Annotated in this window: 12 protein-coding genes; 6 read left to right on the forward strand and 6 right to left on the reverse strand. The window is 68.9% G+C overall.

Annotated features, from left to right (window positions below; genetic code table 11):
* The first annotated feature begins 98 nt into the window (after nucleotides 1–98).
* The 3 genes from ACW9TB_RS20060 to ACW9TB_RS20070 all read left to right on the forward strand — a co-directional run bounded on the left by ACW9TB_RS20060 (nucleotide 99) and on the right by ACW9TB_RS20070 (nucleotide 2,385).
* On the forward strand, nucleotides 99–1,058 hold the full coding sequence (locus ACW9TB_RS20060) for an ABC transporter permease (RefSeq protein ID WP_472749541.1): 960 nt from the start codon (nucleotides 99–101) through the stop codon (nucleotides 1,056–1,058).
* Entirely contained in the window at nucleotides 1,055–2,041 is a 987-nt protein-coding gene (locus ACW9TB_RS20065; protein WP_472749542.1) for an ABC transporter permease, read from the forward strand. Before ACW9TB_RS20060 ends, ACW9TB_RS20065 begins: the two co-directional genes overlap by 4 nt.
* Before the next feature lie 116 nt (nucleotides 2,042–2,157).
* Nucleotides 2,158–2,385, forward strand: a complete 228-nt coding sequence (locus ACW9TB_RS20070) for a DUF5999 family protein (protein WP_472749643.1) — start codon at nucleotides 2,158–2,160, stop codon at nucleotides 2,383–2,385.
* Here ACW9TB_RS20070 and ACW9TB_RS20075 read toward each other — a convergent pair.
* From ACW9TB_RS20075 to ACW9TB_RS20085, 3 genes are read right to left on the reverse strand one after another with little or no spacing between them, the layout of a single operon-like run.
* Entirely contained in the window at nucleotides 2,349–3,536 is a 1,188-nt protein-coding gene (locus tag ACW9TB_RS20075; protein WP_472749543.1) for an FAD-dependent monooxygenase, read from the reverse strand. The two genes, ACW9TB_RS20070 and ACW9TB_RS20075, sit on opposite strands and share 37 nt — an antisense overlap.
* A gap of 28 nt (nucleotides 3,537–3,564) precedes the next feature.
* Nucleotides 3,565–4,998: a DUF3500 domain-containing protein gene (locus tag ACW9TB_RS20080; RefSeq protein ID WP_472749544.1), complete on the reverse strand. Its 1,434-nt coding sequence runs from the start codon at nucleotides 4,996–4,998 to the stop codon at nucleotides 3,565–3,567.
* A 3-nt stretch (nucleotides 4,999–5,001) separates the two neighbouring features.
* Nucleotides 5,002–5,850 carry a fumarylacetoacetate hydrolase family protein gene (locus ACW9TB_RS20085; RefSeq protein ID WP_472749545.1) on the reverse strand — a complete coding sequence of 283 codons (849 nt, stop codon included), beginning with the start codon at nucleotides 5,848–5,850 and terminating at the stop codon, nucleotides 5,002–5,004.
* A gap of 230 nt (nucleotides 5,851–6,080) precedes the next feature.
* Here ACW9TB_RS20085 and ACW9TB_RS20090 point away from each other — a divergent pair, with 230 nt between their 5' ends.
* On the forward strand, nucleotides 6,081–8,444 hold the full coding sequence (locus ACW9TB_RS20090; protein ID WP_472749546.1) for a phosphoketolase family protein: 2,364 nt from the start codon (nucleotides 6,081–6,083) through the stop codon (nucleotides 8,442–8,444).
* Nucleotides 8,445–8,593: 149 nt separating this feature from the next.
* Here the strand turns inward: ACW9TB_RS20090 and ACW9TB_RS20095 are convergent, their stop codons facing one another.
* Nucleotides 8,594–10,117 (reverse strand): S1 family peptidase, encoded by a 1,524-nt coding sequence (locus ACW9TB_RS20095; RefSeq protein WP_472749547.1) that lies wholly within the window; start codon nucleotides 10,115–10,117, stop codon nucleotides 8,594–8,596.
* A gap of 478 nt (nucleotides 10,118–10,595) precedes the next feature.
* Between ACW9TB_RS20095 and ACW9TB_RS20100 the strand changes: the two genes are divergently transcribed.
* The gene (locus tag ACW9TB_RS20100) at nucleotides 10,596–11,174 is read left to right on the forward strand and encodes a helix-turn-helix domain-containing protein (RefSeq protein WP_472749548.1); all 579 of its coding nucleotides are present in this window, start codon (nucleotides 10,596–10,598) and stop codon (nucleotides 11,172–11,174) included.
* A gap of 582 nt (nucleotides 11,175–11,756) precedes the next feature.
* Here the strand turns inward: ACW9TB_RS20100 and ACW9TB_RS20105 are convergent.
* Complete coding sequence (locus ACW9TB_RS20105) at nucleotides 11,757–12,230, reverse strand: hypothetical protein (protein WP_472749549.1); 474 nt, start codon at nucleotides 12,228–12,230, stop codon at nucleotides 11,757–11,759.
* Between the two features lie 10 nt (nucleotides 12,231–12,240).
* Nucleotides 12,241–13,029 carry a hypothetical protein gene (locus ACW9TB_RS20110; protein WP_472749550.1) on the reverse strand — a complete coding sequence of 263 codons (789 nt, stop codon included), beginning with the start codon at nucleotides 13,027–13,029 and terminating at the stop codon, nucleotides 12,241–12,243.
* Between the two features lie 1,005 nt (nucleotides 13,030–14,034).
* Between ACW9TB_RS20110 and ACW9TB_RS20115 the strand changes: the two genes are divergently transcribed.
* Nucleotides 14,035–15,159: a radical SAM protein gene (locus tag ACW9TB_RS20115; protein WP_472749551.1), complete on the forward strand. Its 1,125-nt coding sequence runs from the start codon at nucleotides 14,035–14,037 to the stop codon at nucleotides 15,157–15,159.
* Nucleotides 15,160–15,339: the final 180 nt, after the last annotated feature.

A 15,339-nucleotide genomic window follows, 5' to 3' on the forward strand; every position in this document is an offset into this window, starting at 1 on the left:
ATCGGTGGAGGTTTTCCGATGAAGGCTGTCGTGTCCGTGATGGTCCGGCCGGTGGAGGCTGTCGTGTCCGTGGTCGTCCGGCCGACGGAGGTTTCCCGGTGAAGGCCGGGACGGTCGCCGTCCGCGCGTTGCCCGGCAGGGCGGAGCTGTTGTCATGGCTGCAGCGGTACGGCGTCTACGTCGCCGTCGTCGTCCTGGTGCTGTTCAACGCCGCCTTCACCCCCAACTTCCTCGCGGTCGGCAACTTCCGCACCCAGCTCCTCCAGGTCGCCCCCGTCGTCGTGGTCTCCCTGGGCATGGCCCTGGTCATCGGCACCGAGGGCATCGACCTGTCGGTCGGCTCCGTCATGGCGCTGTCGGCGTCGGTGATCGCCCTCTACCTCGGCTACGGCGCCTGGCCCGCGATGCTCATGGCGATCCTCGCGGGGGCGGTCGTCGGGGCCGTCGGCGGCACGCTCGTCGCCGTGGTCGGGGTGCAGCCGATCGTGGCGACGCTCGCGCTGCTCGTCGGGATACGCGGGCTGGCCAACGTTCTGCTGCCGCAGCTGAAGGAGATCGGCAACCCCGCGCTCACCGCCCTGGGCAGCGAGTCGGTGCTCGGCGTGCCGTACGTCGTGCTGGTGGCGGTGGCGCTCACCCTCATCGTGCTGTTCGTCGTCCGCAAGAGCACCTTCGGGCGCCAGGTGGCCGCCGTCGGCGGCAACCGGGTGGCCAGCGAGCTGGCCGGGCTCCCGGTCAGGCGCATCCTGCTGCTGGTCTACGTCATCTCCGGCGTGCTCGCCGCGATCGCCGGGATCCTGGCCAGCTCCCGGCTGCAGGCCAGCGACCCCACCTCGCTGGGCCTGTTCATGGAGCTGTCGGCCATCACCGCCGTGGTGGTGGGAGGCACCCCGCTGAGCGGCGGCCGGGTCCGCGTACTGGGAACGGTGATGGGCGCGCTGCTCATGCAGCTGCTTCAGGCCACACTGATCAAGCACAACCTGCCGCAGTCCTGGACCCAGATGGCCCAGGCCGTGATCATTCTCGCCGCCGTCTACGCCGCCAGGGAGCGCCGATGACCCTCACCACGGTTCCGGCGGAGACCGAGGCCCGCCGTGAGCGCGCCGGGAGGATCTTCCGCAGGCACGGCGCGCTGATCGTGCTCGCCGTGCTCGCGCTCGTCGGCTCGCTCGCCTTCGACTCCTTCGCCACGGTGGCGAACGTCGGCAACATCGCCACATCCTCCTCGTTCCTGGCGATCATCGCGATCGGCATGACCTTCGTCATCATCTCCGGCGGCATCGACCTGTCGGTGGGGTCGCTGTTCGTGCTCGGCGGCGTCCTGGCGGCGTACGGCTCCCAGTACGGGCTCCTCGTGGCGCTCGCCCTGCCGCTCGTGGTGTCCGGGCTGTTCGGCCTGGTCCACGGGCTGATCATCGCGAGGACCGGGATGGCGCCGTTCATCGTCACCCTGGCCGGGCTGCTGGCCGCGCGGGGGCTGATGCTGGCCGTCTCCGACGAGGGCGCCGCGACCTACCTGGTCGAGGACCCGTCCTTCGCGCTGCTCGGCCAGGGCTCCGTCCTGAACGTCGGCTACCCGGTGCTCGTCGCCGCCGTCCTGCTCGGCATGGGGATGGTCCTGCTGCAGCGTACCGGCTTCGGGCAGAACGTCTACGCCATCGGCGGGAGCGAGGACGCCGCCAGCCTCATGGGCGTGCCGGTCGTCCGCACCAAGGTCGCCGTCTATCTCATGTCGGGGCTGCTGGCGGGGCTGGCCGGAGCGCTCAACGCGGCCAGGCTGTCGTCGGGGGTGACGATCCTCGGCATCGGGCTGGAGCTCGACGTGATCGCCGCCGTCGTCATCGGCGGCACCCTGCTCACCGGGGGAGCCGGAGCCCTCGGCGGCACGATCGCCGGGGCGCTGCTGCTCGGCGTGATCCAGAACCTGATCAACCAGGTCGGCAACCTCAACGCCTCCTTCCAGCAGGTGGTCAGCGGGCTCTTCCTCGCCCTCGTGGTGATCGCCCACCGCTTCCTGGGAGGGGTGCGCAAGACAGAGTGAGGGGCCCCTGTGCGGATTTGTACCGGGACAGGGCGCCCCCGGTGCCGCATCCTGCGAAGGAGACGGTGGCGGAACACCGCCGCGAGGCAGACCAGCGCAGACCGGTGAGGTACGCCATGTGCCCGCACGAAACACCCTGTCCCTCCGCGTACGCGCCCGGCAGGGAGGCCGCGAGGCCGATCGCCTCCCACCCCGAGCAGGGCTGGAGCCTGCTCTGCAACGGGGTGGTGCTCTTCGAGGACACCGGCGAGCTGCTGCCCGACGGGCGGGCCGTGCCGCCGCACCGCCCGCCCGTCAGGCCCGCTGCTCAGCCCGCGATGGCGGTCTCGGGGTCGTGGCCGTAGAGCCAGGCGCTCTGCCGGAGCGGGTCACTGCCCGCCAGGGCCGCGTCGCGCTCCAGCTGGGCGGGCCCGTCGGGCAGGTGGTTCTGCACCTCGCGGCCCCGGCTCATCAGCTGCACCCGCGAGGCCCGGGGCCCGCGGATCTCCTCGTAGCGGACCAGCGCCTTCGCCACCGTCTCGCGGGAGGCGTCGCGCAGGCAGCTCGTGAGAACCACCGCGTCCTCGACCGCCTGGGCCGCGCCCTGGCCGAAGAAGGGCAGCATCGAGTGGGCGGCGTCACCCAGCAGGGCCACCCGCCCCGACGTCCAGCGTTCCAGGGGGCTGCGGTCGTACAGGGCCCAGCGCTTGGTCTCGGTGGCCGCGGCGACCAGCTGACCCAGCCGGGGGTCCCAGGTCTCGAACTCGCGCGCCAGGTCCTCGATCCGCCCGTCGGCCGTCCACGACTCGACGCGCCACTCGCCCGCGGGCACGATCGCGACGACGTTGATCAGCTTCCTGTCCCGGATGGGGTAGTGGACGAAGTGGCGCCCCGGGCCCAGCCAGAGCGTCTGCACCCGGCGCAGCGCCAGCTCCGGCGCCCGGTCGGCGTCGACCAGGCACCGGTAGGCGCACAGCCCGGAGAAGCGCGGCGGCTCCTCGTCGACGACGTTGGGCCGGACGGCCGAGTGGATGCCGTCCGCGCCGATCACCGCGTCGGCGAGCACCGCCGTCTTCACGCCCCTGGAGTCGGTGAAGGTCAGCTCGACCTCGTCGTGGTCCTGCTGCAGCATCTCCAGCCGCCGGTCCGTCCTGACCGCGTCCGCGGGCAGCGCCTTCAGCAGCATGTCGAGCAGGTCGGCCCGGTGCGCGACGTAGCAGTCGGTGCCGTACAGCCTCCGGCACTCCTCGCCCATCGGCTGGGAGGACAGCACCCGGCCGTCCTCCCAGCGCCTGAACTCCCAGGCGGCCTCTAGCGGGACGGCGAAGGACGCCAGCCGCTCGCCGAGCCCGGCCCGTACCAGGGGGCGGACCATGTTGGGGCCCACCACGATTCCCGCGCCGACCTCGCGCGGCTCGGCGGTCTGCTCGTACACGACGGCCTCGACACCGGCCTGGCGCAGCATCAGGGCGGTGGCCAGCCCGCCGAGGCCTCCACCGACAATGGCGATCTTCACTCAGGTGTTCCTCTCGTCGGGCGGCGTCTCACCCCGCGGCACCGCGGTGTTCCTCGATGAGGTGTCTCATCAGCAGGTCCTCGCCGAAGTCGTTGTCCGGGTCGCGCCACACGCTGTGGGCGTGGTTGGCGTCGTCCTCGGTGTTGTCGAACTCGATCAACGTGACCGGGCCCTGGATCCGGTAGTAGTGGCCGAGCCCGTAGTCGTCGGCCCCGGCCCAGGCGAAGTGCAGGTCGCCGTCACCGGCGGCGCGGACGCGGTCCATCTCGGCGGCCACCTGGCCGGGCCTGGCCCGGTCGAGATAGCACTCCAGCAGCTCGTCGAACGCGCGCCGCTGCCGGGAGGTCAGGTCGGAGGCGGCGATCCCGCGCGGGTGCGACCTGAGGTAGCGCAGGGCCTGCCGGTCGGCCTCGGTGATCATCGCGTCCCGGCGGCCGACCCCGTGCGGGTCGGGCAGCTCCACCTCGCCGATCTTCGGCACCGTACGGGTGACGAAGTCCGCCGGGGGCACCGGGTGGATGATCGCCCGCTCCCGCTGCCCGTCGTCCAGCGAGCGCAGCAGCGCGAACCCCAGGTCCTCCTCCTCGCCCAGCACCCGGTACGGGCCGAAGCGAGCCGGTTCCGAGCCCAGCAGGAACGGCGTCACCGCGAGGTGGTCCTGGTTGACGATCGTGAAGTTCAGCGACAGGTGGTGGCCCACCAGCCGCCATCCCCACACCGAGTCGGGGTTGGGCTGGCCGAAGAACGTCAGGAAGTACATCCCCGGGTTGCGGAACTCCCTGGCCACGTGCCCGAACCGCTCCAGGTTCAGCTCGCGCAGCACGTGCTCCAGCGAGATCACCTGCACCACCTGCGCGTACGCCCGCTCCGAGCAGGACTGGGCGATCAGCCGGTGCGCCAGGATGCCCTGGTCGAAGCTCAGGTCCCGCAGCGGCACCCCGGCGCGTCCCGAGGCGGGCAGGAAGTTCCAGTTCGGCCGGTCCGCGTCGCCGAAGGGCAGCAGCGCCCGTGCCCGCTGCTCGCCGTCCAGGGCGTCGTACAGCGCCATCGCGGCGAAGGTGATCAGGGTGACGTTGAAGTCCCCCGGCCGATCCTCCAGCCCCGAACGGGGGGTGAGGGCGCCTCCCGGGTGGCCGGGGTGCTCCCGGGGGTGACCGGAGTGCGAGAGCCGCGATGTCGCGGAGTCCTGGGAAGGGTGGTCGGAACGCGAGAGCCGCGATGTCGTGGAGCCCCGGGGAGAGCGGTCGGAACGCGAGGTCTGCGACGTCGTGGGGTTCGTCGAGTGCTCGGGTGAAGCCGTGGAGCCCTGGGGAGGGTGGTCGGAACGCGAGGTCTGCGATGTCGTGGGGTTCGTCGAGTGCTCGGGCGGAGCCGTGGAGTCCCGGGGAGGATGGCTGGAACGCGAGGTCTGCGATGTCGTGGAGTCCCGGGGAGGGTGGCTGGAATGCGAGGTATGTGACATCGGTCAGCTCTCCGGCCAGGCCACGATCGGGTTGCGTACCGGTCCCAGCCGGTCGATCTCCACCTCGACCACGTCCCCGGGCCGCAGGAAGCGCGGTGGGGTGCGCGCGTGCCCCACCCCGGCGGGAGTGCCGGTCGCCACCAGGTCGCCGGGGTGCAGCGTCATGGTCCGGCTCAGGTGTGCCAGCACCCGCCCGACCGGGAAGATCATGTCCCTGGTGTCGCCCTCCTGGACGACCTCGCCGTTGACCCGGGTCACCAGCCGGAGCCCGTTCGCCGGGTCGCCCACCTCGTCGGCGGTCACCACCGGGCCGATCGGCCCGCTGTGGTCGGAGTTCTTGCCGAGCGTCCACTGCGCGGTCAGCCGCTGTGCCCGGCGGGCGCTCAGGTCGTTGAAGGTCGCGTAGCCGAACACCCCGGCGAGCGCGGTCTCCTCGTCCACGCACCGCATCTCCGTACCGACCACCGCGACCAGCTCGACCTCCCAGTCCAGGCCCGGCTCGTCCGGCGGCACCGGCACCGGCGTCCCGTCGACCGCGAGCGACACCGTCCACCGCCCGAAGACCGCGGGTGTCTCCGGGATCGGGAAGCCACCCTCGGCGGCGTGCGCCCGGTAGTTCAGCCCGACGCACACCACCCGCGCGCAACCGGTCACCGCCGGGGCCAGGATCAGCTCGGCCGGCGCGTACCCGAACGATCCCGGCTCGCCACCGGCCAGCTCGCGCGCCCTGGCGGTCCAGCCGGGCAGGTCCTCGTAGAACTCGTCCACCTCGGCCAGCGGCGCCACCCGGTCGCCACCGGTCAGCACGCCCACCCGGACCTGACGCCCATCCCGAAACCCGACAAACCTCATCGTTCACTCCCGACGTTCCCGGTGGCGGGAACCACAGCAACCTCGAACGCACCTCTACGGCGCTCTCGGCTCATTCGGAGATCTTCGTACATTCCACCCCAACACGGTAGTGGGGCGAGAGGGACTGTTGGTGGCGGTGATGCGATCCGATAGAAAGCAGCCACCCGGCGGCCTCGCGCGTCTCGTCCCCGTGCGTCCCACATACGCCCGCGTACGTATGCGCTCGGCCCGTGCCGGGTGAACGCGTTCGCCGTGCCGGGGTTCGAACGCCTCAGTCGAGGAACTGTCGATGTATGGACGCACTCGCGCACGTCGACGCCTACTGGCGCGCGGCCAACTACCTGTCGGTCGGCCAGATCTATCTGCTGGACAACCCGCTGCTGGCCGAGCCGCTGCGGCCCGAGCACATCAAGCCCCGGCTGCTGGGGCACTGGGGGACCACGCCGGGGCTGAATTTCTGCTTCGCCCACCTGAACCGGATCATCGCCGAACGCGACCAGGACATGATCTACATCGCCGGTCCCGGGCACGGCGGCCCGGCTGCGGTGGCGCACTCCTGGCTGGAGGGCTCATATACCGAGAAATATCCGGACATCACGCAGGACGCCGAGGGGATGCGGCGGCTGTTCCGGCAGTTCTCCTTCCCCGGTGGCATCCCCAGCCACGTGGCGCCCGAGACGCCCGGCTCCATCCACGAGGGCGGCGAGCTCGGCTACTCCCTGGCCCACGCCTACGGGGCCGCGTTCGACAACCCGGACCTGGTGGTGGCCTGCGTCATCGGCGACGGCGAGGCCGAGACCGGACCGCTCGCGGCGAGCTGGCACTCCAACAAGTTCCACGCCCCGGGCCGCGACGGCGCCGTACTGCCCATCCTGCACCTGAACGGCTACAAGATCGCCAACCCGACCGTGCTGGCCCGCATCCCCGAAGGCGAGCTGGTCAAGCTCATGGAGGGCTACGGATACCGCCCGCACCTCGTGGCCGGGGACGAGCCCGAGGCCGTGCACCAGATCATGGCCGAGACCCTGGAGACGGTGTTCGACCAGATCGCCGAGGGCGGCCGGCCCCCGATGATCATCCTGCGGACCCCCAAGGGGTGGACCGGGCCGAAGGAGGTCGACGGCCTGCCGGTGGAGGGCACCTGGCGCTCCCACCAGGTGCCGCTGTCGGGGGTACGCGACAACCCCGAGCACCTGGCGATGCTCCAGGAGTGGATGGGCTCCTACCGGCCCGAGGAGCTGTTCGACGCCGACGGGCGGCCGGTGGCCGAGATCCTGCGTACGGTGCCCGAGGGGCCGCTGCGGATGAGCGCGAACCCGCACGCCAACGGCGGCGAACTGCTGCGGCCGCTGGCGCTGCCCGACTTCCGCGAGCACGCGGTCGAGGTCAAGTCGCCCGCCGCCGCCACGAGCGAGCCCACCCGGGTGCTGGGCACCTTCCTGCGCGACGTCATCGCCGCCAACCCCGACACCTTCCGGCTGATGGGCCCCGACGAGACCGCCTCCAACCGGCTGCAGGCGGTCTTCGAGGTCACCGACCGGGCCTGGAACGCCGAGACGCTCCCGACCGACGAGCACCTGGGATCGGGCGGCCGGGTGATGGAGGTGCTCAGCGAGCACCTGTGCCAGGGCTGGCTGGAGGGTTACCTGCTGACCGGCCGCCACGGGCTGTTCAACTGCTACGAGGCGTTCATCCACATCATCGACGCGATGTTCAACCAGCACGCCAAGTGGCTGGAGTCCTCGCGCAAGATCCCCTGGCGGCGGCCGGTCGCCTCGCTGAACTACCTTTTGTCCTCGCACGTGTGGCGCCAGGACCACAACGGCTTCTCCCACCAGGACCCCGGCTTCCTGGACGTGGTGATGAACAAGAAGGCCGAGGTGGTACGGGTCTACCTGCCGCCGGACGCCAACACGCTGCTGTCGACGGCCGACCACTGCCTGCGCTCGCGCGACTACGTGAACGTGATCGTGGCCGGGAAGCAGCCGGTGCTGGACCTGCTGCCGATGGACGAGGCGATCGCGCACTGCACGCGCGGCCTGGGCGTCCTGGAGTGGGCCAGCACGGATGCCGGGACCGAGCCGGACGTGGTGCTGGCCTGCGCCGGTGACGTGCCCACCCTGGAGACCCTGGCCGCCGCCGCCCTGCTGCGCGAACACCTGCCCGAGCTGCGGGTCCGGGTGGTCAACGTGGTGGACCTGATGCGGCTGCAGCCGCCGACCGAGCACCCGCACGGCATGCCGGACGCCGAGTTCGACACGCTGTTCACCGCCGACCGGCCGGTCATCTTCAACTTCCACGGCTACCCGTGGCTGATCCACCGCCTGACCTACCGCCGCAACGGCCACGAGAACATCCACGTACGCGGCTACAAGGAGGAGGGCACCACGACCACGCCGTTCGACATGGCCATGCTCAACGACATCGACCGGTTCCACCTGGTCATGGACGTCATCGACCGGGTTCCCGGGCTGGCCGAGCGGTCGGCGCACCTGCGCCAGCACATGACCGACGCCCGGCTGCGCGCCCGCGCCCACACCCGCGAGTACGGCGAGGACCCGGCCGAGATCCGCGACTGGACCTGGCCCCGCTGAAGCGCGAGACCCGCTGAAGCGCGAGATCCGCTAAAACTGAGACCCTGCGCCCGGCCCCGCGACCCTCACCGCCGCCCGCCCGTCGAGCGGTCATGAGCAGGACGGGCGGGCGGTTCACGGGGAGGCGGAGAGGCGGGGCGCGTGCCGGATCAGGGGGCCGGTGCCCTGAATCCCAGGGTGTAGGAGCCGGAGCCGGTCACGGAGACCACCCGGTAGCGGTAGTAGCCGGTCGTACCGGTGTAGTTGATCCGCGTGTCCGGGCCGGGGCCGGTCGAGCTGGCGACGGTCAGCCAGGCCGTACCGTTCCACCTCTGCAGGGACAGGTCGAAGTCGGCACCGGCGGGCCCCTTCAGGCAACCGGAGTGGACCCCCGCGCCGGAGTGGTAGTAGAGGTTCTTGGGCTGGTAGGCCGACTGGCCGGCGGCCAGGGTGCCGGTGTAGGTGTTCGGGTAGCCGGTGCAACCGGTCGCGGGAGGTGGCTGGGTGCCCGAGGTGGTCACCAGGCTCAGGCCGTAGGCGGTGAGGATCTCACCGATCGGCTGGAAGTAGGTGGTGCCGCCCTGGCTGCAGTCGCCAGAACCGCCGGAGGTGACGCCCTGGGCCTGGTCGATGGCGATGAAGGAGCCGCCCGAGTCCCCGGGTTCCGCGCAGACGCTGGTGCGGACCAGCTGTGAGACGGTGCCCTGCGGGTAGGTGACGCTGGCGTCGCGCTGCTGGATGAGACCGCAGTGCCAGTCGGTGGTGGATCCGGACCGGCAGACCGAGGCCCCCTCGATGGCGACCTGGGAACCGGCGACGGGAACGGTGCCGCCCTCGCCGTTGTCCACCGCCGGGGTCGCCGTCCAGTTGCCGTTGGCCGCGACCCAGGAGTAGTCGCTGCCCGGGAAGGCCGAGTCCTGGAAGGTGCCCTGGGCGACGCGGTTGAAGCCGGTCGTGGTCTCGCCCGTTTTGCCGCAGTGGCCGGCGCTGATGAAACCCTGCTGAGCGCCCTTGCGTACGGAGAAACCGACCGAGCAGCGGCTGGTGGCGCCGATGTAGTAGGCGGTGCCGCCCACCAGGTCGTACAGGGGCAGGGGGGTCTCGGAGGAGGGCAGCACGACCACCGAGTTCTCCTCCACACCGGAGCTCAGGACGTAGCTCTGCGCCTGGACGGGCTCGGAGGCCAGGACGACCGCCTTGTTGCGCTTGATGTCGACGTAGCGCACGCTCGACACGAGCGGCTTCGGAGGCAACGTGACGTCGAGCCTTCTCTTGATCTCCGAGAGTTCCGCCAGCGACTTCGAGACGACCTCGGCCTGGGCGCCCGCGGCGAGGATCCGGGGAATGTCGGCGACGCTGGTGGTGGCGACCACCAGGATGTTGGCGGTCTTCGCGCGAAGCCAGGCGCCGCCGAAGCGGGACCCGAGGCTCCTGCTCAGCCGCGCCGCGATCGGTATCAGGCGGGCCTCGTTGGCCACGCGGGCGCGGGCCTGCTGGGGAGACAGGTCGAGGTCGCGCTGGATGGCCTCCAGGACGGCCGGCGGCGGCTGCGCACCCGGCGTCTCGTGGACGACCGGTACGGCTGCCCCCGGAGGGACGCTCCTCCGCTGGTCGGCGCCGGCCGGTACGGCGGCGAGGGTGAGCGTGATGATCGCCAGGACGCATCCGGCGGTGGCGGCATGTCTGCGAGACATGGGGCTTTTCTCCTCGACCTCGGCTTTCACAGCATGAGGGGGGAGATCACCCCATATCACCCGTGGATCATGTGATGAGGCATCGCCACCTTAGATCAGCCGACACCGGTCGCGGGTGCGAAAGCCGTACGCCACGCGGGCACCGTTTTCCCGGCGGGACAGCGCGCCCGCCACGTCGGCCCGCGGGGGCGCTCCCGGCGCCCGGCACCCGCGCGGCCCCTGGAACGGGCCTCCGACCTGCCACCCGACCAGAGGGAACGCCGCCACGTAACCGAGAGGGAGGCTCGAAGGGAACACCGTCACGCCTGTCCCTGTGCCGCCGAGAGGGGCGAGGGGAATGCCGTCACACCCGCCGCCATGTCATCGAAAGGGAGGCTCGAAGGGAACGCCGTCACGCCCGCGGCCGCCGTACCGCCGGAAGAGAGACGAGGAGGCTCGATCGGCAAACCTGGTTGCCGTACCTGCAACAATTGACGGTATGGACAAGATCGCTCAGGCCCTGTCCGAGGTCGGGCCCCGCCTCAGGCGGCTCAGGACCCAGCGGGAGATCACCCTCGCCGCGCTGTCCGAGGCGACCGGGATCTCGAAGAGCACGCTGTCGCGTCTGGAGTCCGGGCAGCGCAAACCGAGCCTGGAGCTGCTGTTCCCCATCGCCCAGGCCCACCAGGTGCCGCTGGACGAGCTGGTCGGCACGCCCGAGGTGGGCGATCCCCGGATCCGTCTCACGCCTCGCCGCGCGCACGGCCGGATCGTGGTCCCGCTCACCCGCCAGCCGGGAGGCGCCGCCGCCTGGAAGATCCTCGTCCCCGCCGACCAGACCGAGCCCGAGCCGCGGGTTCACGACGGCTACGAGTGGCTCTACGTGCTGTCCGGCCGGCTGAGGCTCGTTCTGGCCGATCACGACCTTGTCCTGGCCGCGGGCCAGGTCGCCGAGTTCGACACCCGGCTCCCGCACTGGTTCGGCAGCGCGGGGGCCGGGGCCGTCGAGATCCTCAGCATCTTCGGGCCCCAGGGCGAGCGCATGCACGTCCGCGCCCAACCCCGGGCCAGGAGCTAGTACCGGGCGGCCTCATGCCCGCTGGGGCTGGTCCGGCCGGGCCGACGGCGGGCGGGATCAGCCCGCGAAGACCACGAGGGCGTACTGGTAGCGGGTCGCGCCGTTCTCGTCCCCTGAGCCATTGGAATCGCTCACGAAAAGGGCATCAGCGGGACCACAAAAGGGTCGCCGAAGTTATGTCACAACTCGATAGTGGGCAAGCCGACTATCGAGTTAGGGTGCATCTTTTTTTAGTCGGATCGTTGTATATATCCGCAGGTCAAGGGTTCTTGCGGGGATTTTTTCATGCCAGGTGTCTAGGGCGCGACCTGGCCGGAGCGTCGGCGCGTTGCCCATGTCCGGCTGTTTGGAACGGTCGGCACCATGCGAGATTCCACACCTCCCCCAACCCTCATAGCTGCTGACACCGGGACTGCGACCGGGTTCTGTCGAGTGCGGCTTTGTGTGCACGTGTTCCCGGTGACCTTCCACGCAGGCTGGTTGTCCTACGGTCACAGCCGTGCTTGACGGGTTCCGGGAGCCCTGGACAATTGGGTGGCGGGGTCACTCACCTGTACGCGCTACGCGAAACAGACGTAAGCGTTAGCGCTGAGCACCTTCAGGCCAGATGACATGAATCGTCAGCCCTCGCTCTTTGGCTTCGGTTACGACATCCGCCGTTCCGCCGTATCCCCTGGCAGGCTTGCCGTCCCAGACGGCGAGTAGCTCATCAGCATGATCGAGCATGAAACGACTGGCCACCATGTGTGACTCAGACGTGGACTCGATGAAATCCATCGCGTGAACCCGCTCGGCTCTGACGAGTAACGCGTCGTACTCCTGGTGCGCCTCGGCGGGTAGTCCTTCCCGATACTGCCTGGCGGGGATCACGACCTCCAGCACTCCACCCAGGTCGACGACGGCTCGGGCGAAAATCTGGTCGGCTCCGTCCGCGAGACATGACAGGCCCGTGATCATGGGGGCATGTTCGGCGAGCAGTGAGCGAACGGCATCGTCGATCAGGGTAGTGGTCGTAAGGGAAAGGCTCCGGTGTCCGGAGACGGCGATACGGCTCATGGCCTTCTTTCTAAAGGAGAGTCGCGCGAAGACGCTCGTCGAACGCGCGGGCGCTGCCTGTCATCGGACCGCCGTAGGTTCGGCGGAACCGTCTGGCACGTTGAATGATCCGCTCCGAGCCGTAGGTGATCCCTACCGTCAGGGCATTTGATACCAGGTGAAAAGCTTCGTCATAGTCCCCGGAGATGGCCTTGGCGGTGGCGATCTCCGTCATGAGCACTCCACGTTGCTTGATGGCCGGTTGGGCCGATGACAACGACTCGGCGAAAGCGGTCACGGCTTCGTCCGCACGGCCGAGTCGCACCATGACCAGTGCGCGATAGCCCGCGAGCTTCGCGTCATCGAACGGAAAGACCCAAGGCCACGGCGGTGCTGCTGCCCGTTCGCCGGCAATCACCGCGGATTCGGCCTCTCGTAATGCGGCTACAGCGGCGGGGGCATCATGGGCGGTCGCGTGGCCGAATGCCTCAATGCTGTACAGCCATGCTCGTGCGGTTGCCGGTGGCTGTTCACCTAGTTCCCTCCGCGCTTGGGCGAGTAGGTTTAGCGCCAGAATGGGATCATCGGCGTCGATCTCGAAGGCGGCCAGACTGCCGATCATGTAAGCCGCCAACAGAGAGTGTTCGGCCTGACGGGCGCTGTCGATCGCCAAACGGTAGTAGGTGCGCGAGGTGCCGATGTCGTGCGTGTCGGCATGAAGCCATGCGGCGAAACCAGCGGCTTCGCTCATCACCGCACGGATGTCATTGGCAAAGTCGGATTGGGCGGCGCGTCCGAGGACACGGTTCGCCAGATTCACATGGGCTACGGCTCCTCGGGTTAGCTCATTAGCGGGCGTCGTTGCCTCCAGGCGCCGTTGAGCGCCGGTGATGCCGGTCAAAGTGGGGGCGGTGGTTTCGTCTACCTCCGCACGTTTAGGCAGGGGTAGGGCTGCGAGAGCCGTGAAAGCTACTGCCTTGCCGAAGTCTCTGCGTTTCGTTGGATCGTCATCCCCTCGGGCACCGAATCGGAGCAAATGAAGTGGAAGTCCGATTCGGACTGATATTTCCCGGACCTGGTCCACTGTGAGCGGCTGACGATTCCGCAGTACTTTGGAAACCCAGCTCTGGGAGTAGCCGACCGTCTCGGCCAGTTGGTCCTGCGTCCATCCGTTGACCCGCTGCACCTCAGCGAGGACGGCGGGAATGTCGCACTCCGCGAGAGCGGCTGCTACGGCGGGCGTGGACCAGAACTGAAGCGAGGGACGGTCTTGGTCCTGTCTCATAACGTTAGGTTAGGCGCGGAAGTGCTACCGCACAGATAGTCGTGAGAAGAATAATCCCAGTGCTGCCAGTGCTACGGCATTAACCAGGGCCACTGCCCGCAGCGATGCTCGCCCTATGAGTGCTTCTCCGCTCCGTACAGCAGAGGTTACGGCTTACGCCCAAGAGTCGCGACGCTCCTCCTGTCTGTACTAAGAGGCATGGCGTAGCTCTCGGTCTCATCCAGGCTTATAAAAGAGCGGACCCGCCCTCGTGTACGGCGGGAGGTGGTTTTTCTCGTGGGGGCGGAGTCAGCGGATCGACGCTCTTGACGTGAGAGTGGCGCAGCGTATCCGTGAGGCGGCGGCGCGGTGAGCCGGGAGGTTTTCCACAGCGCGGTAGAGGCGATGCTCCAGCGTTGGGATGGGCTGTGCGTCGTCTGTGCGGTCTGGTTCGAGATGCGGACATGAAGGCGGCGGGGGTGGCGTAACGGCTGGCACCCGTGGTGTCGGGGGCCAATCGCTGGAAGACCAGTCACGACAAGAGAACAGCCCGGAGGACAGATGACCACCACGCACCACCTCATCGTGAGCCCGTTCCTCGGTGAGTATCTGGTACTGCGTCCCGGCAGTCCGCAGGGCCTGAAGATCTCCGAGGGCAAGTATCGGGAACTCACCGAAACAGCGTTTTGGCCCGCGTGGTTCACCGATGCCGTCACCGAGACCTGGGGGCGGGACGCCACGCTTCGCCCGTTCGCTGAGACGACGCTCATCCGGCGCGAGTCCCCCTATGGATATGTGCGCGCGACATACGAACTCAACCTGGGCTGTAACTACGACTGCGAGCACTGCTACCTGGGTCTGAAGAGGTTTCAGGGGTTGTCATGGCCTGAGCGCGAGAAACTGCTTCACATCCTGCGGGACGCCGGAGTGCTGTGGCTCCAGCTCACCGGCGGCGAACCGATGATCGACAAGCTGTTCCCCGACGTGTACGGCCTGGCTTACGAACTCGGCATGATGCTGACCATCCTGTCCAACGGCTCTCGACTGGCGAACCCGAAGATCCTGGAACTGCTCACCACCCATCGGCCGCACGACATCACTTTGAGCATGTACGGAGCGACCGAAGCCAGCTACGACGGGCTGACCCGACGCCGGGGGGCCTACCGGCTGTTCACCAAGGGACTGGCAGCGGCGCGTGAGGCCGGTCTCCCTCTGAAACTCAGCCTGATCGTGACCAACACGAACGGACACGAGCTGGAACAGATGCAGGCGATGGCCGATGACTGGGGAATCCCGCACGCGGCCTTCATGAACATGTCGCCGACCATCTACGGCGGCTCGGAAACCCTCCCGTCGCAGTCAGTGAAGCACCTGCGTGAGCGCAAACCGTTCACCGGCTGCCAGGCGGGACACACCTTCTTCCACGTTGATCCGCACGGCATGGCCAGTATTTGCAAGATCGGCCGCGATCCGCAGATCCCGTTGATGGACGAGGGCGTGGGAGGGCTGGCCAGGCTGGGCACTATCGCCGATTCGCTGCTGCTGAGGCAGGGCGGATGCACCGGCTGCACGCTGAGCGGCTCGTGTGGGACCTGCATGCCGCTCGTCGCCCTCTACCGCAAGGCGAGGTCGCCCCTGCGGAACTACTGCCAGCACCGAGAACGGGAGGAGGTGAAAGACCAATGACCGTCATCTTCGTCGAGATCGGGGCCCGACCCGCCGACAGACCAGAGGTTGAGTTCATCGCGGACCTGGACACACTCGTCGACTCCAACAAGTGTTCCTGCTCTGCCGGTGATGATCAGCCCTACTAGAAGGTGTTCGGGTGAGGGCCGCCCCTACCATGACCGTGGGGCGGCCCTTCGA

The organism is Streptosporangium sp. H13245 (assembly GCF_055690525.1).